This is a genomic window from Kribbella endophytica (genome assembly GCF_054781295.1).
This window is the reverse complement of sequence record NZ_BAAGUR010000001.1, coordinates 1,616,600-1,640,446: the sequence shown is the minus strand read 5'-3', so window position 1 is coordinate 1,640,446 and position 23,847 is coordinate 1,616,600. Positions and strand designations below refer to the sequence as shown.

Here is a 23,847-nt window from a genome sequence, read left to right as displayed (position 1 = left end):
TCAGGCGGTGTGCAGGTCGCCGATCAGCTTCTCGATGTGGGTGCGGATTTCGTCGCGGACCTGGCGGACGACCTCGAGGGGCTGACCGGCCGGGTCGGTGAGGGACCAGTCCTCGTAGCGTTTGCCGGGGTAGATGGGGCAGGCGTCGCCGCAGCCCATGGTGATGACGACGTCGCTTCCGCGGACTGTCTCGGTTTCCAGGAGTTGCGGGACGGCGTCGGTGATGTCGATGCCTACTTCGCGCATGGCTTCGACGGCGACGGGGTTGAGCTGGTCGCGGGGCTCGGAGCCGGCGGAGCGGACTTCGATGGTGTTGCCGGCCAGGTGGCGGAGCCAGCCGGCGGCCATTTGGGAGCGGCCGGCGTTGTGAACGCAGACGAAGAGGACGACGGGCTTGCTCACTTCGGGGCTCCGGCGGCGGCCGGGACCGCTAGCAGGGAGGAGATTCGCTGCAGGGTTTCGGGGAGGGGCCAGTAGTAGACCCAGGTGCCGCGGCGTTCGCAGTCGACGAGGTTGGCCTCGCGGAGGACCTTCAGGTGGTGGGAGATGGTCGGGCCGCTCACGTCGAACTTGTCGGTGAGGTCGCAGACGCAGGTTTCGCCGGCGTTCGACGCGATGAGCGACATCAGGCGGAGGCGGATCGGGTCGGAGAGGGCCTTGAAGAGCGCTGCACCCTCGACCGCCTGCGCCGCATCCAGAGCCGCCTCGGAGATCGGCGTACAGCACGTACCGGCCGTCAGCAGGGTGAGCCCTTGTTTCGACATGGATCTATCTTGACTCTTGTCTAATCAAGAGGCAAGGTGGCGGTCACTGATTAGATGAACGTCGATACAGGGAGACCGATCGTGAGCGAGCAGAGCGGTGCTGAGCCGGTTGTCGTTGTCGGGGCGGGGCCAGCCGGACTGGCGGCAGCAGCCCACCTGGCCGAACGTGGCGTGGAGTTCCTGGTCCTGGAATCCGGGCCGGGTGTGGCGGCCGCGATCGAGGAATGGCGGCACGTGAAGCTGTTCAGCCCGTGGCGGTACGACATCGACAGCGCGGCCCGCCGACTGCTGGAACAGGCCGACTGGGTAGAGCCCGATCTGGGCAAGCTGCCGACCGGCGGCGACCTGATCGACTCCTACCTCGAACCGCTGGCCAAGACTCCTGAGCTGAACGACCGGATCCGGTACGACGCGCAGGTTGTCGCCGTCACCAGGGTCGGCTTCGACCGCGTTCGCACCCAAGGTCGGGAGACAGCGCCGTTCCTGATCCGCCTGGCTGACGGCGCCGAGATCCTGGCTTCTGCCGTGGTCGACGCGGCCGGGACGTGGCGCCGACCGAACGTGCTCGGCGGCTCCGGCATCCCGGCGCGCGGCGAGGCGGAGGTTGCCGACGGCATCGCGCACGCACTGCCCGACGTACTCGGACGTGATCGCGACCGGTACGCCGGACGTCGTACGGCGGTAGTCGGCGCCGGACACTCCGCCGCCACGACGCTGCTGGATCTGGGCACGCTGGCCAACGAGGTCCCTGGCACCGAGATCGTCTGGGTCGTCCGCGGAACCGATCAAGCGCGCACGTACGGCGGTGGTGACGCCGACGAGCTCCCCGCCCGTGGCGCCCTCGGGAGTCGGTTGAAGAAGCTCGTCCAGTCCGGCCAGGTCGAACTCGTCAGCAGCTTCCGCACCGACGCCGCCGCCCGCACGCCGGACGGACGGATCGAACTGGCGGCCGGTGAGCAGCGCGTCGTGGCCGACACCGTGGTCAACTCCACCGGCTTCCGGCCGGATCACGACATGGTCGGGGAACTGCGCCTCGACCTGGATTCGATCATGGGGTCGACCCGCGCCCTCGCGCCGCTGATCGACCCGAACCAGCACTCCTGCGGCACGGTCCCGCCGCACGGTGTCGACGAGCTCGCCCACCCCGAGCCGGGCTACTACGCGATCGGCGCGAAGTCCTACGGCCGTGCGCCGACGTTCCTGCTGGCGACGGGATACGAGCAGGCGCGCTCGGTTGTCGCTGCGCTCGCGGGTGATTGGGAGGCGGCTCGCGACGTACAGCTCGATCTTCCCGAGACCGGTGTCTGCTCGTCGAACCTTGCGTACGGCGACTCGAGCGGTGAAGCCGCCGGCGGCTGCTGCGGCCCCGCCCCGCAGGCTGTCGAGATCTCCCAGCCGAATCACTCGGCGCCAGCGGCCGACACCACCTCCGCACCGACGAACCGAGGCCTCGCCACCGGAATCAGCGGCGGCCTGCTGACGGTCATCGACGACAATCCGACCTCCACCCAGTCGGGTTGCTGCGGCTGAGCACTCCATTGGACGGCAACCTCGGCTACGCGACGGTCGCCGCTCCCGACACCAGCGGGAGCGGCGTCCCGCGCCGCCTGGTCGCGGCACTGGCCGTCACCCAGACAGTCGGGTACGGCGTCCTCTACTACGCCTTCAGCGCCCTGCTCGGACCGATGAGCCAGGACCTCGGCATCTCGACCGCGACGGCGGCAGGCGCGCTCACCACCGCCGTACTGGCGACCGGCCTGATGTCGATTCCGGTGGGTCGCTGGCTCGACGCTCGCGGCGGCCACGCACTCATGACCACCGGCTCGCTCATCGGCGCCTTGGCAGTCGTCGGCTGGTCGCAGGTCCAGACGGTCGTCCAGCTGTACGGCGTGTTCGTGGTGATCGGCGTCGCCTCGGCGATGGTCCTCTACGAACCGGCGTTCGCGGTGGTCGTCGCAGTCACCGAACCGGCCGGCCGTACCCGAGCGCTGCTGGGCATCACCCTCGTCGCCGGCTTCGCCAGTTCGATCTTCATCCCGCTCACCGGGCAGCTGGTGGACGCTCTGGACTGGCGCCGGACGCTACTGATCCTCGCCGCCGCTCTGGCGGCGATCACTGTTCCCCTCCATGCGATCGCCTTGCGCCGTTCTGCACCGCGCACTCACCTGCCACACAAGCGCGCGCAGACACCACACCGGACGCTCCGCGACGGCGGCTTCTGGCTGCTGGCCGCCGCCTTCGTCCTGCACAGCGCCGCACTCGCGGTGATCGCGATCCACCTCGTGCTCTACCTGACCACCCTCGGCCACTCGCCCGCCCTCGCCGCAACTCTCGCAGGCCTGCTCGGCCTGCTGTCCGTCACCGGACGCATCGTCGCCACGCTGTCCCTCCGATGGTTGCCCATGGCGACGATCTGCGCCGGGGTCTTCGTCCTGCAGGGCTTCGCGATCTCGCTGCTGCCCGTCGTCGGCCGCCACGTCATCGGTGCGGTGGTGTGCCTGGTCCTGTTCGGCCTCGGCTTCGGCGTCGCCTCGATCGCTACTCCCGCGATCCTGCTCGACCGGTACGGCGCGAGCGGGTACGCCACCATCGCGGGGACGCTCGCGACGCCGGTCCTCGTCGCCAGAGCCTCGGCCCCACTGGGTGGCGCCCTCCTCGCCGCGACGACGGGCTATCGCCCGCTCATCCTCGCCGTCGCTGGAGCGTGTGTGCTCGCGGGCCTCTTGCTGGCTCGCACTCGATGGTCGAAGAGCCAGCCGCTTTGCCTGCGGTCGGGGACCAGTACCAACTTCACGGCGTCAGGCTAGGTTTCGCGCGATGACTTGCGTGAGGCCCAGCGTTCGGCCGTTGTCGGCGCGGAGCATTTGGGCCTCCTCACGGTTCGGCGTGCCGGCGGCGAGGTCGCAGGCGTCGTTCCACTGGAGCCAGTCGCTCCAGCCGTTGGGGAGGCGGTCGGCGACCTCGACGGTGACCAGGCCGGTCTTCTCCCAGTGGCGGCGCCACCAGGCGGGGCTGTGCCAGGCGCAGAAGTCCCATTTCCAGTACGGCGTGAGGTGCGGCGGCGGCAGCGTCTCGGGTTCGTCGATCGAGCCGGGGAGCCCGATGCCCAAGTGGGCGCCGGGCTTCAGGAAACGGGTGAGGTAGCCGAGGTAGAGGTCGTCGGTGCCGAAGTAGTGGTAGGCGCCGATGCTGATGACGGCGTCGAAGAAGTTCTCGGCGTACGGCAGGGCGTGGGCCTCGGCGTGGATCGGGTGCACCTGGTCATCCACCCCAGCTTCGGTGATGCGGCGCAGGTTCTCGTCGGGCTGGATCCACAGGTCCGTCGCCCACACCTCCACGCCGTACTCCTTGGCCAGGAAGATCGAGCTCAGCGCCGTACCGCAGCCCAGGTCGAGGACGCGCAGACCGGGCTGGAGCGGCATCCGCTCGATCAGGGCCTCGGCCTGCCAGAGCGGGTTCGGGCCCATCGAGGCGTCGACCATCCAGCGGGCCGAGTACCCGGCGGAGCGCGGGTACCGGTCGTTCTTCAGCAACTGGGCGAGCTCGGCATCATCCATTGGATCGAAGTGTGGAGAAGGGCCGACGACCAGGCAAACGAATATCGGGTGTCGGATCGGGCGTGCGGTGTTCGTCGAAGGGGTGAACGGACATCCAGAACCGAGGAGAACATCATGAGTGTCAGCTACACCTTCGACGTCTTTTCCGGGCTCGACGGGTTCGGGTCGCACAGCGGGGACTGGGGTGGCTACTGGGGCAAGCAGGGCCCAGAGTTCCTCGCGCGGCGGTTCGCGCAGTACGGCGAGGAGCAGCGGATGGTGTTCGGCGCGGGAACGTACCGGACCAACGTGGCGATCCTGGGCTCGGCCGAGGGGATGGACGGGTGGATCACCCGGATGCGGGACCTGCCGGCGACGGTCGTGTCGAGCACGCTTCAGGGACCGCTCGATTGGCCCGACGCGACGCTGGAGAGCGAGGACGCCGTCGAGGTCGTGAGGCGGCTGAAGGAGGAGTCCGACGTGCCGCTGCGGTCGCACGGGAGTCTGTCGCTGAACCGTTCGCTGATGGCCGCGGGACTCGTCGACCGGGTCCAGCTGACGATCTTTCCGGTGATCACCGGGCAGACCGGGGAGGCCCCGATCTTCGCGGGCGGCGCCGACTTCGATCTCGAGCTGATCGAGGCCCGCACGCTCGACGGCAACACGCAGGAGCTGACCTACCGGCCGACGCTGCACGGCTGAGGCCCGTGGGCTCGTCTCAGCGGGAGGTCCGGTGAGGGTGCGGGCCGGAGGCGGGAATTAGGGTGATCCGGTGCTTAAGCGTGAGGTGGTTGAGCGGGCCGTCAACGGCGTACCGGCAGGGCGGCTCTGGTACGCCGGGCCCGCCGAGCGGTGGTTCGAGGCGTTGCCCGTGGGCAACGGGTTCGTCGGGGGGATGGTCTACTCCGGCACGGACGCCGAGCGGATCCGCCTGTCGGCTTCCACGGCCTGGTCCGGCGCTCCGGGGAGCAGCGACGTCAGCTCGACCGCGTTGAAGTACCTGCCGCAGATCCGGCGGCTGCTGCTGGCGGGCGAGTACGCCGAAGCGCAGGCGCTGGCGGACCAGCACCTGCCGGGGACGCCGTCGTCGTTCGGGACCAACGTGTCGTTGCCGGAGCTCCTCGTCGAGCACGGCGTGGACGGCGAGGTCAGCGGGTACGAACGGTCGCTGGAGCTGGGCGATGCGATCGTCCGGTCGCGGTTCACCAAACAAGGCGTGACCGTTGAGCGCGAGGTGTTCGCGAGCAACGTCGCCGGAGTGCTCGTACTGCGGGCGACCAGCACTGCGCCGATCCAACACAGAGTGAGCTTCAGCGGGGACGGGATTCCGGCGGAGGTCACAGCGGACGGCGAGACGCTGATCCTGCGCGGGCAGGCGTACGAGAACCTGCACAGCAACGGCAAGGTGGGCGCTACCGTCGAGATCCAGGCGCAGGTGCTGACCGACGGGACGGTCGAGTCGAGCGAGGCCGAGGACGCGCTGACGGTAAGCGACGCGACGAGCGTCACGGTGATTGTTGCTGTTGGCACCGATTGGCTCGGCGCCGATCCGGCACATCAGGCGAGCGAGCGGTTGAGCGACGTACCGGCGTACGACGTACTGCGGCAGGCGCATGTCGAGGATCACGCGGCGTTGATGGGCCGGGTGGGGCTGGATCTCGGGAGCAGCATCAACTTGCCGACCGACGAGCGGCGGCGGTTGTTTGCCGAGGGCGCCGAAGATCCCGAACTGGTTGCTTTGTACTTCCAGTACGGCCGGTACCTGACGATCGCCGGATCGCGAGCCGACTCGCCGCTTCCCCTTGCACTGCAGGGATTGTGGAACGACGGGCGTGCGTCGGGCGGGCCCTGGACCAACGACTTCCATCTCGACATCAACACCCAGCAGAACTACTGGGCCGTCGAGATCACCAACCTCGGCGAGTGTCACCGGCCGCTGTTCGGGCTGATCGACGGGCTGCGGGCGAGCGGGAGCGTGACGGCGGCGGAGATGTACGGCGCGCCGGGCTGGGTTTCGCACACCGTGTCGAACACCTGGAGCTACACCGCGCCCGGCTGGGGCCTCGGGTGGGGACTGCACGTGACGAGCGGGATCTGGATCTCGCTGCAGCTGTGGGAGCACTTCGAGTACCACCGGGACCTGGAGTTCCTGGCCGGCAGGGCCTATCCGGTGCTGAAGGATGCGGCGCAGTTCTTCCTGGCGTACATGACCGAGGACCCCGACACCGGCTACCTGCTCAGCGGTCCGTCGGACTCGCCGGAGAACTGGTACCTGACGCCGGACGGCGAGAAGTGCTCGATCTCGCTGGGCAACACGACGGACCGGGTGCTGATCGAGGCGCTGTTCCGGATCTGCGGCGAGGCGTCGGAGCTGCTCGGCATCGACGACGACCTCCGCGCCGAGATCACCAAGGCGAGGGAGAAGCTCCCGCCGTTCCAGGTCGGCAAGCACGGCCAGCTGCAGGAATGGCTGCACGACTTCGACGAGGCTGAGCCGAACCACCGGCACACCTCGCACCTGATCTCGGTCTACCCGGAACGGCAGATCACGCCCCGCGAGACGCCGGAGCTGGCGCGGGCGGCCGAGGTCGTCATCGATCGGCGGCAGACCGCGGACGGCTGGGAGCAGACCGAGTGGGTCGAGGCCAACCTCACCGCGTTCTACGCGCGGCTGCAGAAGGGAGACCTCGCTCTGAAGCACCTGCGATCGCTGATCGCGGACGCGAGCGAGGACAACCTGCTGTCGTACTCCGTCGCCGGCATCGCGGGCGTGGACGAGAACATCTACGCCTTCGACGGGAACTCCGGTGGGACCGGCGCGATGGCCGAGCTGTTCGTGCAGTCCACCGGCACCGAGATCGAGCTGCTGCCCGCGCTGCCGTCCGCTTGGCCGACCGGATCCATCACGGGCCTGCGGGCTCGCGGCGGTTACACGGTCGATCTCGAATGGGCCGAAGGCAAGCTCGCCGCCGCCCAGATCACCGCTGCGGAGAGGTCGACGCCGCAACAGATCCGGCTCGGCGACGAGCTGATCGAGCTCGACCTGAAGCCCGGCGAGACGGCCCGGATCACGACCTCCTAGGCCTTTACCCTGAACGAATGCGCCTAGCTTCGACCGGTCTGGCCGCAGTCGTGCTTTGCGCGACTGCGGTCCTGACCGGCTGTGGGCCGAGCCCGGCCGCGGCCAAGGTCGGCATGACCGTCGACGGTGCCGGCAACCCGGTGATCGTGCTGGAGGACTGCAAGGAAGGCGACATGGTCGAGCTGCAGCTCATCGACGAGTCGCTCACCCAGCCGAACTCCACGGGCGGCACCACCACTCTGCCGATCGCCGTCTACACGATCTCGGAGGGTTCGAAGACGGTGCAGCAGATCCCGGTGGCCACCGGTGGTGGGGACTGGGAGCCGGTGACCGTCGTCCCGGAGCTGCGACCCAGTACGGCGTACAAGGTGCGCAGCTGGGGCGAGGGACACAAGTCGTTCGGCGGGCAAACGATCTTTTCGCCGAACGACCTGAAGACGCTCGAGCCGGGGGAAGTCCGGTACGGCGTGCAGGTGAAGACCGCGTCCGGGGTCTACAAGGACGAGTACCACGTCGCGCCGCTCGACGAGTTCTCTCCGCCCAGCTGCGACTAGCCGGCGACGAACTCCATCGGGTCGCCGAAGCCGAGGTCGGTGACCCCGGCGCTGTGGAACGCGCCGACCAGCACGCATCGCCGATGCGCCGCGAACGTGAGCACGTGCGCGACCATCCCGCCGTACGTGAAGACCCGTGGTGGTTCGCAGGTCGTGTCGACAAAGCTCTCGTCGAACCGGCCCTCGTCGTTCAACCGGTTGACCAGGGCAACGAACCGCGAGCCCGCGTCGGCGTGCCGGGACCGCAGGTCCGGGATCGGCGTGGTCACGTCACGCCCGCACTCCGGCACCTGGAACGGCCGGTCCTCGACCGACGCCAGCCACATCTCCTCCTGCCAGACCAGCCGGTCCAGCAGGTACCGGATCGACGTGTCGTCGTCGATCCCCTCGACCGACGACACGATCGGCCGGTCCAGCGCCTCGGCGTCGAGCCGGGCGCCGCGTTCGATCAGTTCGCTGGTGAGCCACACGTGGTGCTCGACCATCCGGACCAGTACATCCATCCCTCTCACCTTTTTCCTCGCGGGCAGGCGCAGGCCTGCCGGTGGCTGGAAGTGCACGCCGCTCGGAGCGGCCAGGAAGAACACGCGGGACGACTCGCCCCGCCAGTCGCGCGGCGCCATCCCGTACGCCCGCGCGAAGGCGCGAGTGAACGCCTCGTGCGAGCCGTACCCGGCGTCGACCGCGATCTCGAGTACGCCGACGTCCTCGGCGAGCAGCCGGTACGCCGCCCGCTCCAGCAGGAGCCGGCGCCGGAACGCACCGGGCGGCTCGCCGGCCGCCGCGCTGATCACACGGTCGAAGTGGAACCGGGACAGGTAGGCCCGGCGCGCGAGAGCGTCGCCGGTCGCGACCTCTCCAGGTCCGTCCAGGCTCTCCGCCACAGCCGCCACGAACTCGGCGTACACGTCTGTCATGCGTCCACTGTGACGCCTGAGCGGCCGGCGCGACTTGATCGATCTTGCGGGGCTCGGCGGTGTTGATGATGCGGACTACTGCGGGATGTGTAGTAGTGTGAACGGCAGAGCACCGCCGATCCCGGTCTGAGGGGTCCGGGGCGGCGGTGCGTCGACTTGCCGAGGAGTTGTCGATGGATCCGAGCCAGTTGCTCAAGGGCGTGCTGGACCTGGCCGTGCTCGCCGTGCTGCGCGACGCCGACGGGTACGGGTACGACGTGCTGCGCCGGCTGCGCGCCGCCGGGCTCGAGGAGGTCGCCGACGCCTCGGTGTACGGGACGCTGCGGCGGCTGTTCGCGGCCGGCGCACTGACGTCGTACGTGCAGCCCAGCGAGGAAGGGCCGCACCGCAAGTACTACGGGCTCAACCAGATCGGCCTCGACCTGCTGACCGAGTCCACCAAGACCTGGAACCACTTCGCCGGCACCATGGCGGGCCTGCTGACCACCAAGGAGGAGGCGGCGTGAACAGCACCCTGACCGGAACGATCGCGACCTATCTGGCGCAGGTCAAGGCGGAGCTGGCCGACCTGCCGCCCGGCGAGCTGGAGGACGTGCTCGACGACGTCGCGAGCCACCTCACCGAGGTCGCGGGCGAGTTCGAGCAGGAACCGACCGAGGGCCAACTGTGGGAGCGGCTGGGCACTCCGCGCCAGTACGCCGACGAGCTGCGCACCGCGGCCGGGTACCCGGCGTCGACGCGGCCGCCGGAGCAGAACGAGAGCGCCGCCGAGAAGGCGTTGCGCTGGGCAATCATCGCTGCTGTGGTCGGGCCGTTCTTCGTGCTGATCGGGCTGCTCACCGGGTCCCCCGCGCCGATCGGGTTCCTCGGGTTGATCGGCCTGGCGGTGCTGTTCGCCGCGGCGTACCTGGGAGTGCGGGCCCTCGGCAACAACAGTCCGCGGGCCGTGCTGGACACCCCACGCGGAGTGCAGGGCAGCGAGTTCGTCCGCGGCCTGATCGCGCAGATCCCGCCGAACGTCCGGGCCGAGCTGGTCAGCATCGGCCAGCCGGTCTGGTGGGTCGCCCGCGGGGCGCTCGGCGGCGGCGGGTTCTTCGCGCTGTTCGGGGCCGGCGCGGTCGCCGTCGTCGGCGCGATCGCGGGCGCCGCGGTGTCGATCTGGATCGGCCGCCGCAGCCAGCAGGACCGCCGCTGGCTCTGGTACGTCGTACCGCTGAACGTGATCGCGATCCTGGCGCTGCCCGCCGTGCTCGTGGTGGGCTTCCTCGGTGGGTCCGGGGCGTTCTCGATGCGGAACTACGACAACGGCAGCAGCAGCCCGTCGTACCAGAACGGGCTGGTGCTGGACGGTTCGCCGGTCGAGAACCTGTACCCGTTCGACGAGAAGGGCCAGCAGGTCAGCGTCCGGCTCTACACGGAGACCGGTGAGGCGGTGAACCTGCCCGTCCGGGACTGCTCGGCGAACTACGGCACCGACCAGCGGGTCACCAACCAGTTCCCGCTGACGATGGTCGATCCGGACTCGATGGGGACGTACGACCCGGAGACGGGTGAGCCGGTGGGGTGCCGCGAGAGCATGAAGGCACCGTTCGTGCCGCCGCCCGCGCCGGCGACGCCGACTGCTGGGACTACGCCTACGCCCGGTCCGACTGGTGGGCCGACGCCGATGCCTTCCGCCGGTACGACGCCTGGCCCGACTGGTGGGCCGACCGCGAAGCCTTCGGTGACGCCGTCGGGCAAGCCCTCGACGGGCGTCACGCTGACTGTTCCCCCGCCGACCCGCTGAGTTCCCGCTGGGCTACAGCTGCGCCGCCTCGACCGGGTGGTAGCTGTAGCCCAGCTTCCGGTACAACCCGATCGCGGTTTCGTTGCGGCCATCAACCATCAGCCCGACTCGTCCGTGCCGCTTGACCAGCTCAGCCGTCACGAACGCACACACCTGCCGCGACAACCCACGGCCCCGCGCCTCCGGCAGCGTCGCTACCCCGGCAACGAACCCAACCTCAGGCGAGCTCCAAGCATCAGCCGCAACACTCAACAGCCGCGCCCGCTGAGGCTCGGCGTACTGCGACTTGCCCCGGTCCAGCCGGGCGGGCCCGGGCTGAGCACGATCCAGACCGGCAGCCGGCCCTGCGCTCAGCTCCGGGCCGGCGTCCTCGATGCCGGCCCAGCGTGTGACGCCGGTGGCGCCCGGCCAGGCGTACGACGTCGGCGAGGCCTCTTCGAGCAACTCGGCGACGCCCGTGTCGTCGGCGAACCAACGCGCCGTCACGGTCTCTACCGGCGCCTCGCCGATCTCCATCCAGCCGAACGTCGCCCGCAGGTTCAACTCCGGGATCCGCTCGACCAGCCCGCGGATCAGGGCCTCGTCCCCGAACGGCCTGTACGCCGGCCCGACGACCTCCAGCACCTCCCGCACGAGCGGCGCGACGTCGTCAATCGGCCCACTCACCACGATCCGGTCATGCCGAGACAGCGCCGGCGCGAGCACGGCCACCGCATCCCCGGAGTACCACGCCCGGTTACCGCCCTCGAGCCCTTGCCCCGCCCACAACACCTTCGCATCCCCGTCAGCCGCCGCCACCAGCTCCGCCGGGCTCAAGATCTCACGCACTCAACCATTGTCCCCGCAGCCAGTTCACCCCGAGCGGGGTGGTCGGCGCTCCGCCAACCAGCAGCCCCGGAGCCGTCGGCGCCGCGTTGGCCGACACCCACCACTGATCAACCACCGACCGCCGACGCCACCCACGCTCAACAAGCAGGCTCAAGGTCGACCCGCGCCGGGTTAGTCAGTGGTGCACGACGGTTTTGCCGCACGATGTCGGCGACGCTGTGCTCGCCTCCGGCGCGGGCGGCGGCAACGGGCGGGGGCCGGGCGCGGGGGTGCCGGGCGCGGGGGTGCCGGGCGCGGGGGGGTGCCAGGCGCGGGGGGGTGCCAGGCGCGGGGTGCCAGGCGCGGGGTGCCAGGCGCGGGGTGCCGGGCGCCGGGGGGTGCGGGGTGCCGGGTGCCGAGTGCGGGAACGGGGAGCGGTGGTGCTAGCTGCAGACGGACTCGGCGGCGAAGGCCGTCAGCTGTTCGTGTTGCGTTGTAGTGCGTACGGGGTGAGGTGGTGGTAGCCGCGGACGGAGACTCGGCGGAGGCGGCGGAGGTGGTACGACGGGTGGCCGTCCAGGGCCGCGGCCAGTTCTCGGTCGGTGAGGACTCGGCCGGGTTTGCACTCCGAGGTGAGGCGGGCGGCGAGGTTGACGGTTTCGCCGTACACGTCGCCGAGGCGGATCAGGATGCCGCCGTACGCGAGTCCGATGCGCAGTTCGGGGAGGTCGTCGGTGGCTGCGACGTGGTCCTGGAGGGCGAGCGCGACTGCAGCGCCCTGCGCGGCGGTGTCGGTCACGAACAGGACCTCGTCGCCGATGGACTTGATGACGCGGCCGCCGTTCTGGGCGACGACGTCGGCGGCCATGCCCTCGAAGCGCTCGATGAGTTCGCCGAGCTCGGCCTCGGTCAGGCGGCGGGTCAGGCGGGTGTAGCTGACGATGTCGGCGAACCCGACCGCGCGGATGCCGCGCGCCAGTTCGTCCGAGGCGGCGACCGAGCGCCCGGCGGCGGCCGCGAGGTGCCGGCGCCAGACGTACGTCTGCAGTTTCTCCATCGCGGGCAGCAGCATCCCGGCGACCTCGATCGCCTCGTCGGCCGGCAGCTTCGCGTGCGCGAGGAAGTCGAGGAACATCGCCGACTGCCACGACGCCAGCCGCGACTGCGTCTGCCCGAGCTTGCGCGCCAGCGACGACTCGACCGACGGGTCGATGAACCCGTCGTCCTCCAGCGCCGCGACCAGGCGGAGCGCCTCCACGTCGTCCGCGGTGAACGCGACCTCGTCGTCCGGCACCGTCGCGAACCCGAGCGCCCGCCACATCCGCTCGGCCCGCTCGTACGAAATGCCGGCCCGCTCGGACACCTGCAACCGGGTGAACGTCCGCTCCCCACCCAGCAGCGTCGTCTCGAACTCCTTCGCCAACGCCCCTAGATCAGGAGAAGCCGTCCCGGCATCAGCGGTGGGAGCGGAGAGAGCACCTGCCCCGCCCTCATCCGGCGGGGCGCCGAGATCCGGGGTGGCGGCGGCGGCACGGCGGCGCTCTTCCGCCGGGTCCGGGGTGCGAGGTGTGCGTCGCACGCCCTCGTCGACCGCGCCGGTGCCGGAATCGGCTAGCCCGTCCCCGTCCACCGAGTCCTCGGCGGATTGTCTGTCTTGCTCCACTGGATCTGCTGTGGGGTCAGGCGTTGGGTTGCGGGCCACGGCGTTCGGCGATGGTGGCGTCGATGGCGTCGCGGAAGTTGGGGAGGCGGGTGGTGAGGTCGTCGAACTTCTCGCGCGTGAAGTGCAGCAGCTGCAGCCGCGACTTCGCGGTGACAGTTGCCGTGCGCAACCGGTTCTGCCGGACCGCGACCTCGCCGGCGATGTCGCCCGGGCCGAGCTCGGCGATCTCCTCGCCCTTGACGCGGACCGAGGCCGTACCGGCGAGGATCAGGTACGCCGCGTCCGGCGGTGTCTGTTCCAAGATCAGCGACCACCCGGCCGGCACCGAAACCTCTTCGCCGGCCCGGAAGATGTCCTTGATCTCGCGGCCGGACAGGTCCGCGAACAACGGCAGGTCCCTGGGGGACGTCTTACCAAACGCCACGTCGATCCTCCGAGCCCGCCGGACCAGCGCCCGGCGCCACAGTCGATGTTTCCCGTCGGTAACTCTAACGCTTGAACTGCCCTGAGGTCACCGCCGCCCACCATCCAGTACGTCGCCGTACGCCTTGGGCTGTGGACAACGGGCTGAGCTGAACCGGTCTAGACGGCTAGCATCTGGGGTTCGTGGGCCGGGCGTGCGGCGCACCTGGCTCAGGGGTGGGCTCATGCGGATGGCTCTGGTGGGGATGGGGAGTCGCGGTGACGCCCAGCCGATGGCCGTGCTGGCGGCCGAGTTGATGGCGCGCGGGCACGACGTCGTACTGGCGACCTCGTCGGATCTGGCGTGGATGGGGCCGGCGTTCGGTGTACCGACTGTGGACATGCAGATGAGTGCGCGGGAGTTCCTCGAGTCGGAGCAGGGGCGGCGTTGGCTGGCAGCGGGCGACGTTGCGTCGTACGTGCGTTGGCTGATCGACCACAAGCACCAGATCGCCGATCAGCTGCACGCGGCGTTGCTCGAGCTCGTGGCTGATGTGGACGTGCTGGTGTCGGGGACCGCGACCGAGCTCGAGGGTGTGGTGATCGCGGAGAGCCGGGGGCTGCAGTACGTCGCGGTGCATCATGCGCCGATGCGGCGGAACGAGGCGTTCCCGCACCTGTTGGTGTCGACCGACGTGTTCTCGCCGGCGGAGAACCTGGCGACGTACGACAAGGTCGAGAAGAACAGCTGGCCGCTGTTCGCGCCGTTCGTGAACGATCTGCGGGAGAAGCTCGGGCTTGCGAGTACGACGGAGACGTCGTCGCAACGGTTGGCGCGAGAGGGATCGCTGGAGTTGCAGGCGTTCAGCCGGTACGTCGTACCGGAGCTGGCGGATTGGGACGTACGGCGGCCGCTGACCGGCTTCCTGACGCCGAATCCGGAGCAGCGGGCCGCTCTGCATCAGTCGTCGCACGACGGGCTGCTGGAGTGGATCGCGGCGGGGGAAGCGCCGGTGTACTTCGGGTTCGGGAGCATGCCGGTGCTGGACGCGCAGGCTGCGTTGACGCTGATCAGCAAGGTGAGCAACTCGCTCGGTGTGCGTGCGCTGGTTGGCGCCGGATGGAGCGAGGTCGGGGCCGGTGCGTCGGAGGACGGTCAGGTCCGGGTGGTCGCCGAGCTCGATCACGAGGCAGTGCTGCCGTTGTGCCGGGCGGCTGTTCATCACGGCGGAGCCGGTACGACGGCCAGCTCGTTGCGGGCCGGCTTGCCGACGGTGGTGTGCTCGATCTTTGCCGACCAGCCGTTCTGGGGTGCGCAGTTGGGGCGATTGGGAGTGGGGACGACGCTGAAGTTCACCGACCTGACCGAGCTCACGCTGCTCGATGCGCTCGAGCCGGTGCTCACCGAGGACTATCGCCGGCGCGCCCGCGAACTCGCCGAGCAACTGCTGTCGGAGTCGAGCGCCGAGCAAGCGGCGGTTGCCATCGAGCGAGCGACCAGCTGACCCTTCACTCGGCGCTTCTACCGAAGCATTTCCACCAGCAGTTCAGGCGTTGACCTCCTGCGGATCCGCGGTTACGTTGGCTCAGAAATCGATTTCCCCATCCTTCGAGATCGGGACCGTATGCCTCCGTTCCGCCCCCGCTAGGAGACACGCATGCAGAAGCGTTTCGCCCTCCTCCTGCCGCTCGTGCTCGGTGCCGCCCTGCTGCCCGGCACCTCCCCTCCACCGGCCCGCGCGACCGCCGTACCGAGTCCTGCCGAGCAGGTCGCCAAGCTCACCGGGCCGGGCTCGATCAACGACACCGAGGCCCGGTTCGCGCTGAAGGCGACCGACCTCGGGATCCTCTGGGACAACGGTTCCGGCGAGATCCTGACCGCTTTCGGCGACAGCTACGGCAGCGGCTGGACCGGTCCGGGAGGTGGCGCCGGCGATCCGGCGACCATCGACTGGCGGTGCAACCTGCTGTTCCGCAGCAAGGACCGCAACCTGGCCGACGGGATGACGCTCGACAGCGCGGCCGAGGACCGGCCCGGGCACGCCAAGGAGTTCCTGGGCTGCAAGAAGATCGACCGCGACGAGCACACGGTGATCCCGACGGCCGGGATCGCGGTCGGGAAACGCCAGTACGTGCAGTACATGTCGGTCAACTACTGGGGTCCGGCCGGGAGTTGGTTCACCAACTACTCCGGCTTCGCGTACTCCGACGACAACGGTGAGACCTGGACCAAGGATCCGAAGGCGCGCTGGCAGAACACGAAGACCTGGGACAACAACTTCCAGATGACCGCGCTCGTGCGCGACCACGGGTACGTCTACATGATCGGTACGCCGAACGGCAGGTTCGGGAACGCTTACCTGGCACGTGTTCCGGAGAAGCAGGTGCTGGCGAAGAACGCGTGGCGGTACTGGGACGGTTCGGGCTGGTCGGGGCGGGAGAGCGCCGCCGTACCGATCGCGATCGGGCCGGTCAGCGAGGTGTCCGTGCAGTGGAACGCGCATCTCGGCAAGTGGCTGATGATGTACCTCGACGAGCAGCGGGCGTCCGTCGTACTGCGGTCGTCGGCCTCGCTGACCGGGCCGTGGAGCGGTGAGAAAGTCGTTGTCAAGGGCACCGACTTCCCGGGGCTGTACGGGACGTTCATGCATCCTTGGTCGTCGGGTTCGGATATGTACTTCACGATGTCCCAGTGGGATCCGTACAACGTGTTCCTGATGCACACCAAGCTCACCGATGACGGGTTGGCGACGAACCTGGTGACGGATCCGGGGTTCGAGGAGCAGGCTGGTACGACGCCGTCGGCGCCGTGGCAGTTGAACGGGCGGGGTGGGATCGACTCGGCCGACCTTGGGCACAGCGGGGCTCGGAACGCCTATCTGCGCGACTCGATCGGGGCGCACTCGGTGCAGCAGAACGTGGCTGTGCGGCCGGGGCATCGGTACCGATTGTCGGCGTGGGTGCGGACGGCGGAGAACAACCGGGACACGGTGGTCGGCGTACGGACTCTCGCGGGTAAGGCTTTGAAGTCGAAGCCTGGTGGTGCGCATTCGGCGTACTCGCAGGTGAGTGTGGAGTTCGACTCCGGGCGGGAGTCGTTGGTGCAGGTGTATGCCGGGTTTACCGGGCATGGGCAGGACGTTTGGTTCCAGGTCGACGACGTGGTGCTGGAGGAGGTCCGATGATGCGCCGAGTGGGTGTGGTTGTTGCGCTGCTGGCGAGTGTTGTGGTCGGTACGCCGAACGCCGTCGCCGCGGCTTCTGGCAATGAACCGGCCGCGACCGGGCAGGTGCTGCGGAACGACACCGGGCTGTACCCGCGCGCCGTACGGCTCGAGCACAACGGCGCCGCGAACGGGCGGATCCTCGCGAGCGTGGTGACCTTTGCCGGGAACAACGGTCTCGGGGCGATCTACGAGAGCACCGACGGCGGCGGGGCCTTCGCGCAGGTCGGGGCGGTTGCTGATCCGGGGTCCGCCGGCGGGAAGGGTCTGTGCTGCGCGACCTTGTACGAGCTGCCGCAGCAGGTCGGTGCGATGCCGGCCGGGACGATGCTGTGGGCCGCGTCGGTCGGCGCCGACGCGCGGCCGATGGCGCTGAAGATCTGGAAGAGCAACGACCTCGGACGGACGTGGTCGTACCTGTCGAACTGCGCTACGGCGCCGAACACCAAGGGGCTGTGGGAGCCCGAGTTCTCGGTCGCGGCGGACGGGCGGCTGGTCTGCCACTACGCGGACGAGACCGACGCGGCGCACAGCCAGAAGCTGATGGAGACGCGGAGCTCCGACGGGATCACGTGGACGGATCGGAGTCCGACGGTGTCGTCGCCGACGTTCGGGCATCGGCCGGGGATGCCCGTCGTACGGAAGCAGCCGAGTGGTTCCTACGTGATGGTCTACGAGATCTGTGGGCTGGGTGGGCAGTACGACTGTGTGGTGCACACGCGGACGTCTGGTGACGGGTGGAACTGGGGTTCGCCGTCGGCGCTCGGCGTACGGGCACAGACGCCGGACGGGAAGTACTTCACGCACGCGCCGACGATCGCGTGGTCTGCTTCGGCCGGGGCGCCGAACGGGAAGTTGTTGCTGGTCGGGCAGATCCTGCAGAACGCCAACGGTTCGGTTGCCGCTGACAACGGCCGGACGGTCTTCGTCAACTCCGAGGGGTCGAACGGGCTCTGGTACGAGATCCCGGCGCCGGTCGCGGTGAACAACCCGGTGAACAACTTCTGCCCCAACTACAGCTCGCCTCTGGTGCCGTCCGCCGATGGGTCGCGGGTCCTCCAGCTGGCCAGCGACTGGGATGGCTCGGTGTGCAAGACGTACTACGCCTCAGGCTCGGCGATCGGCACGCAGGATGCCGCTGGTGTGGGCAACGCGACGTACCGCCTGGTGAGCGCTCAATCGGGACACTGCCTGGACGTCGCCGCTGACTCACGTGTCCCCGGCGGGAACATCCAGCAATGGACGTGCAACAACCTGGGCCCGCAGAACTTCCAGTTCACCTCAGAGGGCAACGGGCTCTTCCGCCTCCGAGGCCAGAACTCCCAGCTCTGCGTGGAAGTCGCCAGCAACTCCTCCACCCCCGGAGCCAACGTCCAGCAATGGACCTGCCAAGACGGCGGCTGGCAACGCTGGCGGTTGGTCAACGTAGGCCGCTCGTACTACAAGCTGATCGGCCAAAACAGCAACCTCTGCCTGGACGTGGCTGGCGGCTCAGGCGCCCCAGGAGCCAACGTAGCCACCTGGACCTGCAACAACCTCCAACCGCAGACTTGGCGCCTGGAACAGCGCTGAGGTGAGGGGGGACCGGCGCTGGTAGGGCGGGGGTGCGGGCGCGTGTGCGCGGGGCGCGAACGCAGGGGTGAGCAGTGCGGGTGCACGACGGGCGTGTAGCCGAGCGCAGCGAAGGGCCCCGGGGCGGCAGCGCTCCCCTCCCCTCTCCTTCCACCTGTCCCGGTCCCCTCCCCCACCACATTGGGGGAGGGAGGGCGGGCAACTACTACTTGTGGCGGCGGGAGCGGCGGCTGGTGGTTCGGCGGGGGCGGGGGGTGCGGGGGCGGATGGGGCGGCGGGGGCCTACCAGGCGGGGGCCGGCTAGGCGGTCCTCCAGGCGGCGGGCCTCTCGGCGGATGGGTTGGGCCACGTACTCGCCGAGGATGATGCCGGAGGCCAGCGCTACTCCGATGGCTACTGCTGTGGCGAGGCTGACTATGCCGATCAGGTTGCCTTGGGCCATTAGTTCTAGGAGGCCTTTGTAGATGGTCAGGCCTGGGAGTAGCGGGATGGTGCCGGAGACTACGACTACGAGTGGGGGTACGCCGGTGCGGCGGCCTAGGGAGTAGCCGGCCAGGCCCACGACGAAGGCGGCTGCGGCGGTGGACCAGGCGGGGCCGAAGTCCGCTCTTGCCATCAGCGTGTACGCGAGCGAGCCGAGGGCACCGACGATGGCTACGGGGAGGAGAGAACGAAGAGGCGCGTACGACGCGTAGCAGAACGCGACGGCCATGAGGGCGCCGGAGGTGACCATGACCGGGAGGTTGGCCAGTTGGATCGTCTGGGCCTCGATGGCGACCGGCAGGCCGAGCTTGATGCCGAGGGTGAGGCCCAGGCTGACGCCGGCGATGATGCCGCCGGTGAGCAACATCGCTTCCAGGAGGCGGGCCGCGGCGGTCACGTAGTACCCGGTGATCGCGTCCTGGACGGCACCGGTGAGTGCGATCCCGGCCAGCAGCATGATGATGCCGGCGGCAACGACCAGCGACGGTTTGACCGGCGCGTGTACGGCGTACAGGATCAGCGCGACGGCCGTCGCGACGAACGCCCCGGCGACCTGCTGGTAGAACGCGGGCAGCCGCTGGCGGTTGAACCACCGGTTGCTCATCTCGATCACGACCGCGGTGACGACGGCGATCGCGGTGATCAGCCAGCCACCACCGAGCAGCAGCGTCGCGCCGCCGGCCATCACGCCCCATGCGAGCACCGAGCTCCAGCGCGGGAACGGCGGGCCCGCGGAGACGAGGCGGGCGAGTTCGCGGCTGGTCTCCTCGCGGCTCAGTTCGCCGCGCGCGAAGTGGCGGACGAGGCGGTCGACGTCGGTCAGGCGGGAGAAGTCCTGGCTGCGGTACCGGACGACGCGCATGTGCGTCTCGGGTGCGACGTCGGGCGCGGCCTGGTACGAGATGGCGATCGAGGTGAACGTGATGTCCACCTCGCAGCCGCGCAGCCCGCCGGCTGCGGTCACGCCGAGGATGGTCGCGGTCGCGTCCGCCGTACCGGCGCCACTCGAGAGCAGGACCTCGCCGATCCGCAGGGCCAGGTCGAGGGTGCTGTAGAGCTCACGCTGCTCGTCGCGCGCTTGCTGCTCCTCCACGGCTCGGCGGTCCTCGGCTCGTCGGCCACCTACTCGCCGCTCGGCCGGCTCTGCGTTCGGTACGGAGTCGGTCTGGGCTCCGACGCGATCCTGTACGCCGGACCGGCCGCCGGCGCCAGTCGGGCCGCTCCCGTCCGGTGTGGGCAGCGGTACGTCGTGGATGTCCTGCCCGACCTCGTGGGTCTGGCCGACCTCCGGGCCGGTACTGCCGGTCCGCTCACCCTTGGACACCGCACTCCTCTCGTCTGCTGTGACGCTAACGCCCATTTGGGTGCCGTACCCAACCGGACGGGCTCCACCCAGCCGGATCGACCGGGTCCGGCGCATCCGGGGGCCGAGGTATGGGTGGGGCGGGTGATCGGAGGCGGTCCGGTGTCGGGGGTCGGTACTTGAAGGCGAGGGGGCCGGTGCCAGGGCGGGAGCGGGTCGGCGCGTGGGGGCGAGGGGTGTCCGTGCGGGGTCGGGAGCGGGTGGGGCGCGTGGGGTGGGGCAAGTAGTCGGAGGCGGTTCGGTGTCGGTGGTCGGTACTTGAGTGCGAGGGGGCGGGCGTGCGGGCTGGGAGCGGGGGGTCGGGTGTGCTGGGAGCGGGCGGGGCGGGTGTGGGGTGAGTCACGGGGTAGCTGGTGAGCGAACCCGAGAGAACAGCAATCGCTTTCCGGCCGGAATCGGCAAGCGGTTGACTCGGTGTGATGGTCGACCTAAGGTTGCGATCACACGCCTTGGAAAGGGCTTTCCAAGGCGTGAGTCGGGAGGTGCTGCGCGGTTGAACCTCCCGGCGACCACCCGCCCCGCACCGAACCAAGCGCAGCAAGAACCAGCGCGCCGAGGAAAGGCAGCAACAGTGAGCGAACGACGCGTCGGCATCGTGATGAACGGCGTCACCGGCCGGATGGGCCTGCGCCAGCACCTGGAGCGTTCCATCGTGGCGATCCGTGAGCAGGGCGGGATCCCCGCCGCCGACGGGTCGATGATCATTCCCGACCCGATCCTGGTCGGCCGCAACGAGCTCAAGCTGCGCCGGATCGCCGAGCAGTACGGGCTGAGCCGCTGGACCACCGACCTGTCCGAGGCGCTGGCCGAGCCGGACGTCGAGATCTACTTCGACTCCCAGCTCACCCAGCTGCGCGAGAAGGGCGTCCGGGCCGCGGTCGAGGCCGGCAAGGCGATCTACTGCGAGAAGCCGATCGCCGAGGGCCTCGAGGCGGCGGTCGACCTGGCCAAGCTGGTCCGCGACTCCGGACTGAAGAACGGCGTCGTCCAGGACAAGCTGTCGCTGCCGGGTCTGCGCAAGCTGAAGCGTCTGGTCGACGGCGGGTTCTTCGGCAAGATCCTGTCGGTCCGCGGCGAGTTCGGGTACTGGGTGTTCGAGGGCGACTGGCAGGAGGCGCAGCGCCCGGCCTGGAACTACAAGTCGGAAGAGGGCGGCGGCATCGTCGTCGACATGTTCTGCCACTGGCGGTACGTGCTCGACCAGATCTTCGCGCCGGTCAAGACGGTCTACTGCCAGGGCGCGGTGCACATCCCGCAGCGCTGGGACGAGCAGGGCAACGAGTACGTCGCCACCGCAGAGGACGCGGCGTACGGCGTGTTCGAGCTCGAGGGCGGGATCGTCGCGCAGCTCAACTCGTCCTGGGCGACCCGGGTGTTCCGCGACGAGCTGGTCGAGTTCCACGTCGACGGGACCGAGGGCTCGGCGGTCGCCGGGCTGCGGAACTGCCACGCCCAGCACCGGTCGGCGACGCCGAAGCCGGTCTGGAACCCGGACCTCCCGGCCGAGTACTCGTTCCGCGACCAGTGGTCCGAGGTGCCGGACAACGAGGTGTTCGACAACGGGTTCAAGGTGCAGTGGGAGATGTTCCTGCGGCACATCGTCGACGACGCGCCGTTCACCTGGGACTTCGTCGAGGGCGCCAAGGGCGTGCAGCTGGCGGAGCTCGGCCTGCAGTCCTGGAAGGAAGGCCGCAAGCTGGAGGTCCCGGCACTGGCGATCGAGTCATGAGGCTGCCACTGAATGGCCAGTTGGTCGACTACCAAGTAGTCGGTACGCCGGTTGCTCACGGCAACTATGCACCGTCGACCAGCCGGTTGGCGTTCGCGGCCGCTCATGTGGTGGCCGATCCGCTGGGCGACAACGCGCCCGGAGCACCGGCGGCAATCGACTGGGAGCACACCCTCGGCTTCCGCCGGCACCTGTGGTCACTCGGACTGTCTGTCGCCGAGGCGATGGACACAGCGCAACGCGGGATGGGCCTGGACTGGCCCGCCACGCAGGAGCTGATCCGGCGCTCAGCAGCAGAGGCGCCGGACGGGCGGATCGCGGTCGGCGTCGGCACCGATCAACTGGCAGCAGGCGAGCACTCGCTCGAGGCAGTAACGGCAGCGTACGAGGAGCAACTGGCGGTCGCCGAGGACGTCGGCGCCCAGCCGATCCTGATGGCCAGCCGGGCCCTCTGCGCCGCCGCGCAGAACCCCGACGACTACCGCAAGGTCTACGACCACCTCCTCACCCAGTCGACCAGGCCCGTCGTCCTGCACTGGCTCGGCAGCATGTTCGACCCCGCTCTCGACGGCTACTGGGGCACCGACGACCTCGACGCCGCGGCCGACGTCGTGGTCGACCTGATCGCCGACCACACCGCCAAGGTCGACGGCATCAAGGTCTCCCTGCTCGACGCCGCCAAGGAAGTTGCCCTGCGCAACCGCCTGCCCGAGGGCGTCCGTCTCTACACCGGCGACGACTTCAACTACCCCGAGCTGATCCGCGGCGACGACCAGCACCACAGCGACGCCCTGCTCGGCATCTTCGCGGCCATCGCCCCGGCCGCCGCGGCCGCGCTGAAGGCGCTCGACGACGGCGACCTCACCCGGTACGACGAGGTCTTCGCGCCGACCGTCCCGCTCGCGCGGCACATCTTCTCCGCGCCGACGCCGTACTACAAGACCGGAATCGCCTTCCTGGCCTGGCTGAACGGCTACCAGCCCGGCTTCGGCATGGTCGGCGGACTGCAGACCGGCCGCTCGGTCCCGCACCTGGCCGAGACCTTCCGGCTAGCGGACCAAGCCGGCGTACTGACCGACCCTGATCTCGCGACGCAGCGGTTCCGGCAGTTGCTCGCGACTCACGGGATCGACGCATGAGCCGCTACAGCCTCAACCAGGCGACCACGAAGTACTGGCCGCTCGAGGACGTCGTCGCGGCCAGCGCCAAGGCCGAGCTGAGCTGGATCGGCCTGTGGCGCGAGCCGATTCAGGAGTACGGCGTCGACAAGGCCGCGCGGCTGGTCAAGGACGCCGGCCTGAAGGTGTCGTCGCTGTGCCGCGGCGGCTTCTTCACCGCGACCGAGCCCGCCGAGCGCAAGGCGAAGGTCGAGGACAACCGCCGCGCGATCGACGAAGCCGCGACGATCGGCACCGACACGCTCGTGCTCGTCAGCGGCGGACTCCCCCAAGGCTCACGGGACCTCGACGGCGCCCGGCAGATGATCGTCGACGGCCTGGCCGAGCTCGCGCCGTACGCCGAAGAGCGTGGGGTCCGGCTCGCGATCGAGCCGTTGCACCCGATGTTCTGCTCCGACCGCTGCGTGGTCTCTTCGCTCGGCGGCGCGCTCGACCTGGCCGAGCAGTTCCCGGTTGAGCAGGTCGGCGTGATCGTCGACGCGTACCACCTGTGGTGGGACGCCGACGTGTACCGCCAGATCGAGCGGGCCGGCGCCCGGATCTGCTCGTACCAGGTGAGCGACTGGACCGTACCGCTCCCGGCCGACACCCTGCTCGGGCGCGGCATGATGGGCGACGGCGCGATCGAGCTGCGCCGCCTGCGCGAGGCCTGCGACGCGGCCGGGTACACCGGGCCGGTCGAGGTGGAGATCTTCAACCAAGAGCTGTGGGACGCGCCAGGTCAGGAAGTGTTCGACCTGGCACTGTCTCGCTACGAGGAACACGTTGCCTGAAGCCCCCGATACAAG

At 69.4% G+C, this 23,847-nt stretch carries 21 protein-coding genes; 13 read left to right on the top strand and 8 right to left on the bottom strand.

All coding sequences use genetic code 11. The annotated features are described in order from the left end of the window. Both ACYVIO_RS07940 and ACYVIO_RS07935 read right to left on the bottom strand, forming a co-directional pair. A complete protein-coding gene (locus ACYVIO_RS07940; protein ID WP_460650001.1) occupies positions 1–402 on the bottom strand; it encodes an arsenate reductase ArsC in 402 nt (133 codons plus the stop codon). Further along, complete coding sequence (locus ACYVIO_RS07935) at positions 399–764, bottom strand: ArsR/SmtB family transcription factor (protein ID WP_460650000.1); 366 nt, start codon at positions 762–764, stop codon at positions 399–401. The genes ACYVIO_RS07940 and ACYVIO_RS07935 overlap by 4 nt, the downstream gene beginning before the upstream one ends. An 81-nt stretch (positions 765–845) precedes the next feature. Between ACYVIO_RS07935 and ACYVIO_RS07930 the strand changes: the two genes are divergently transcribed. Then, entirely contained in the window at positions 846–2,294 is a 1,449-nt protein-coding gene (locus ACYVIO_RS07930; protein WP_460649999.1) for an FAD-dependent oxidoreductase, read from the top strand. After that, on the top strand, positions 2,282–3,571 hold the full coding sequence (locus tag ACYVIO_RS07925) for an MFS transporter (RefSeq protein WP_460649998.1): 1,290 nt from the start codon (positions 2,282–2,284) through the stop codon (positions 3,569–3,571). Before ACYVIO_RS07930 ends, ACYVIO_RS07925 begins: the two co-directional genes overlap by 13 nt. Here the strand turns inward: ACYVIO_RS07925 and ACYVIO_RS07920 are convergent. After that, complete coding sequence (locus tag ACYVIO_RS07920; RefSeq protein ID WP_460649997.1) at positions 3,563–4,321, bottom strand: SAM-dependent methyltransferase; 759 nt, start codon at positions 4,319–4,321, stop codon at positions 3,563–3,565. The genes ACYVIO_RS07925 and ACYVIO_RS07920 overlap by 9 nt on opposite strands. 114 nt (positions 4,322–4,435) lie before the next feature. On the opposite strand from ACYVIO_RS07920, the gene ACYVIO_RS07915 reads away from it, so the two are divergent. From ACYVIO_RS07915 to ACYVIO_RS07905, 3 genes are all read left to right on the top strand, one after another. Further along, positions 4,436–5,002 carry a dihydrofolate reductase family protein gene (locus ACYVIO_RS07915; protein ID WP_460649996.1) on the top strand — a complete coding sequence of 189 codons (567 nt, stop codon included), beginning with the start codon at positions 4,436–4,438 and terminating at the stop codon, positions 5,000–5,002. 70 nt (positions 5,003–5,072) lie between these two features. After that, positions 5,073–7,382 carry a glycoside hydrolase family 95 protein gene (locus tag ACYVIO_RS07910; RefSeq protein ID WP_460649995.1) on the top strand — a complete coding sequence of 770 codons (2,310 nt, stop codon included), beginning with the start codon at positions 5,073–5,075 and terminating at the stop codon, positions 7,380–7,382. A 17-nt stretch (positions 7,383–7,399) separates the two neighbouring features. After that, a complete protein-coding gene (locus ACYVIO_RS07905) occupies positions 7,400–7,936 on the top strand; it encodes a hypothetical protein (protein ID WP_460649994.1) in 537 nt (178 codons plus the stop codon). Here the strand turns inward: ACYVIO_RS07905 and ACYVIO_RS07900 are convergent. After that, entirely contained in the window at positions 7,933–8,853 is a 921-nt protein-coding gene (locus ACYVIO_RS07900) for a helix-turn-helix domain-containing protein (RefSeq protein ID WP_460649993.1), read from the bottom strand. The genes ACYVIO_RS07905 and ACYVIO_RS07900 overlap by 4 nt on opposite strands. A 173-nt stretch (positions 8,854–9,026) precedes the next feature. On the opposite strand from ACYVIO_RS07900, the gene ACYVIO_RS07895 reads away from it, so the two are divergent. Next, the gene (locus ACYVIO_RS07895; protein ID WP_460649992.1) at positions 9,027–9,359 is read left to right on the top strand and encodes a PadR family transcriptional regulator; all 333 of its coding nucleotides are present in this window, start codon (positions 9,027–9,029) and stop codon (positions 9,357–9,359) included. Then, positions 9,356–10,639, top strand: a complete 1,284-nt coding sequence (locus ACYVIO_RS07890) for a DUF1700 domain-containing protein (RefSeq protein ID WP_460649991.1) — start codon at positions 9,356–9,358, stop codon at positions 10,637–10,639. The genes ACYVIO_RS07895 and ACYVIO_RS07890 overlap by 4 nt, the downstream gene beginning before the upstream one ends. A 12-nt stretch (positions 10,640–10,651) precedes the next feature. On the opposite strand, the gene ACYVIO_RS07885 is transcribed toward ACYVIO_RS07890, so the two are convergent. The 3 genes from ACYVIO_RS07885 to ACYVIO_RS07875 form a co-directional block, all read right to left on the bottom strand. Then, positions 10,652–11,467 (bottom strand): GNAT family N-acetyltransferase, encoded by an 816-nt coding sequence (locus tag ACYVIO_RS07885; RefSeq protein WP_460649990.1) that lies wholly within the window; start codon positions 11,465–11,467, stop codon positions 10,652–10,654. A 454-nt stretch (positions 11,468–11,921) separates the two neighbouring features. Further along, complete coding sequence (locus ACYVIO_RS07880) at positions 11,922–13,109, bottom strand: adenylate/guanylate cyclase domain-containing protein (RefSeq protein ID WP_460649989.1); 1,188 nt, start codon at positions 13,107–13,109, stop codon at positions 11,922–11,924. A gap of 16 nt (positions 13,110–13,125) precedes the next feature. Next, the gene (locus ACYVIO_RS07875; RefSeq protein ID WP_460649988.1) at positions 13,126–13,533 is read right to left on the bottom strand and encodes a cyclic nucleotide-binding domain-containing protein; all 408 of its coding nucleotides are present in this window, start codon (positions 13,531–13,533) and stop codon (positions 13,126–13,128) included. Positions 13,534–13,756: 223 nt separating this feature from the next. Here ACYVIO_RS07875 and ACYVIO_RS07870 point away from each other — a divergent pair, with 223 nt between their 5' ends. The 3 genes from ACYVIO_RS07870 to ACYVIO_RS07860 all read left to right on the top strand — a co-directional run bounded on the left by ACYVIO_RS07870 (position 13,757) and on the right by ACYVIO_RS07860 (position 18,306). Then, positions 13,757–15,016, top strand: coding sequence for a glycosyltransferase (locus ACYVIO_RS07870; RefSeq protein WP_460649987.1), 1,260 nt, complete (start codon positions 13,757–13,759; stop codon positions 15,014–15,016). A 153-nt stretch (positions 15,017–15,169) separates the two neighbouring features. Continuing rightward, positions 15,170–16,696: a DUF4185 domain-containing protein gene (locus tag ACYVIO_RS07865; RefSeq protein WP_460649986.1), complete on the top strand. Its 1,527-nt coding sequence runs from the start codon at positions 15,170–15,172 to the stop codon at positions 16,694–16,696. Continuing rightward, a complete protein-coding gene (locus ACYVIO_RS07860) occupies positions 16,693–18,306 on the top strand; it encodes an RICIN domain-containing protein (protein WP_460649985.1) in 1,614 nt (537 codons plus the stop codon). The genes ACYVIO_RS07865 and ACYVIO_RS07860 overlap by 4 nt, the downstream gene beginning before the upstream one ends. Positions 18,307–18,511: 205 nt before the next feature. Here the strand turns inward: ACYVIO_RS07860 and ACYVIO_RS07855 are convergent, their stop codons facing one another. Then, positions 18,512–20,113: a threonine/serine exporter family protein gene (locus ACYVIO_RS07855; protein ID WP_460649984.1), complete on the bottom strand. Its 1,602-nt coding sequence runs from the start codon at positions 20,111–20,113 to the stop codon at positions 18,512–18,514. A gap of 610 nt (positions 20,114–20,723) precedes the next feature. Here ACYVIO_RS07855 and ACYVIO_RS07850 point away from each other — a divergent pair. From ACYVIO_RS07850 to ACYVIO_RS07840, 3 genes are read left to right on the top strand one after another with little or no spacing between them, the layout of a single operon-like run. Beyond that, positions 20,724–21,881: a Gfo/Idh/MocA family protein gene (locus tag ACYVIO_RS07850; RefSeq protein WP_460649983.1), complete on the top strand. Its 1,158-nt coding sequence runs from the start codon at positions 20,724–20,726 to the stop codon at positions 21,879–21,881. Continuing rightward, positions 21,878–23,020, top strand: a complete 1,143-nt coding sequence (locus ACYVIO_RS07845; RefSeq protein WP_460649982.1) for a dihydrodipicolinate synthase family protein — start codon at positions 21,878–21,880, stop codon at positions 23,018–23,020. Before ACYVIO_RS07850 ends, ACYVIO_RS07845 begins: the two co-directional genes overlap by 4 nt. After that, entirely contained in the window at positions 23,017–23,832 is an 816-nt protein-coding gene (locus tag ACYVIO_RS07840; protein WP_460649981.1) for a sugar phosphate isomerase/epimerase family protein, read from the top strand. Before ACYVIO_RS07845 ends, ACYVIO_RS07840 begins: the two co-directional genes overlap by 4 nt. Positions 23,833–23,847 lie beyond the last annotated feature (15 nt).

What these genes read in the sequence shown, in the direction of transcription:
- ACYVIO_RS07935 (WP_460650000.1), bottom strand. Translation starts at nt 764, where the DNA reads ATGTCGAAACAAGGGCTCACCCTGCTGACGGCCGGTACGTGCTGTACG.
- ACYVIO_RS07860 (WP_460649985.1), top strand. Translation starts at nt 16,693, where the DNA reads ATGATGCGCCGAGTGGGTGTGGTTGTTGCGCTGCTGGCGAGTGTTGTG.
- ACYVIO_RS07870 (WP_460649987.1), top strand. Translation starts at nt 13,757, where the DNA reads ATGCGGATGGCTCTGGTGGGGATGGGGAGTCGCGGTGACGCCCAGCCG.
- ACYVIO_RS07845 (WP_460649982.1), top strand. Translation starts at nt 21,878, where the DNA reads ATGAGGCTGCCACTGAATGGCCAGTTGGTCGACTACCAAGTAGTCGGT.
- ACYVIO_RS07905 (WP_460649994.1), top strand. Translation starts at nt 7,400, where the DNA reads ATGCGCCTAGCTTCGACCGGTCTGGCCGCAGTCGTGCTTTGCGCGACT.
- ACYVIO_RS07915 (WP_460649996.1), top strand. Translation starts at nt 4,436, where the DNA reads ATGAGTGTCAGCTACACCTTCGACGTCTTTTCCGGGCTCGACGGGTTC.
- ACYVIO_RS07900 (WP_460649993.1), bottom strand. Translation starts at nt 8,853, where the DNA reads ATGACAGACGTGTACGCCGAGTTCGTGGCGGCTGTGGCGGAGAGCCTG.
- ACYVIO_RS07840 (WP_460649981.1), top strand. Translation starts at nt 23,017, where the DNA reads ATGAGCCGCTACAGCCTCAACCAGGCGACCACGAAGTACTGGCCGCTC.
- ACYVIO_RS07895 (WP_460649992.1), top strand. Translation starts at nt 9,027, where the DNA reads ATGGATCCGAGCCAGTTGCTCAAGGGCGTGCTGGACCTGGCCGTGCTC.
- ACYVIO_RS07920 (WP_460649997.1), bottom strand. Translation starts at nt 4,321, where the DNA reads ATGGATGATGCCGAGCTCGCCCAGTTGCTGAAGAACGACCGGTACCCG.
- ACYVIO_RS07865 (WP_460649986.1), top strand. Translation starts at nt 15,170, where the DNA reads ATGCAGAAGCGTTTCGCCCTCCTCCTGCCGCTCGTGCTCGGTGCCGCC.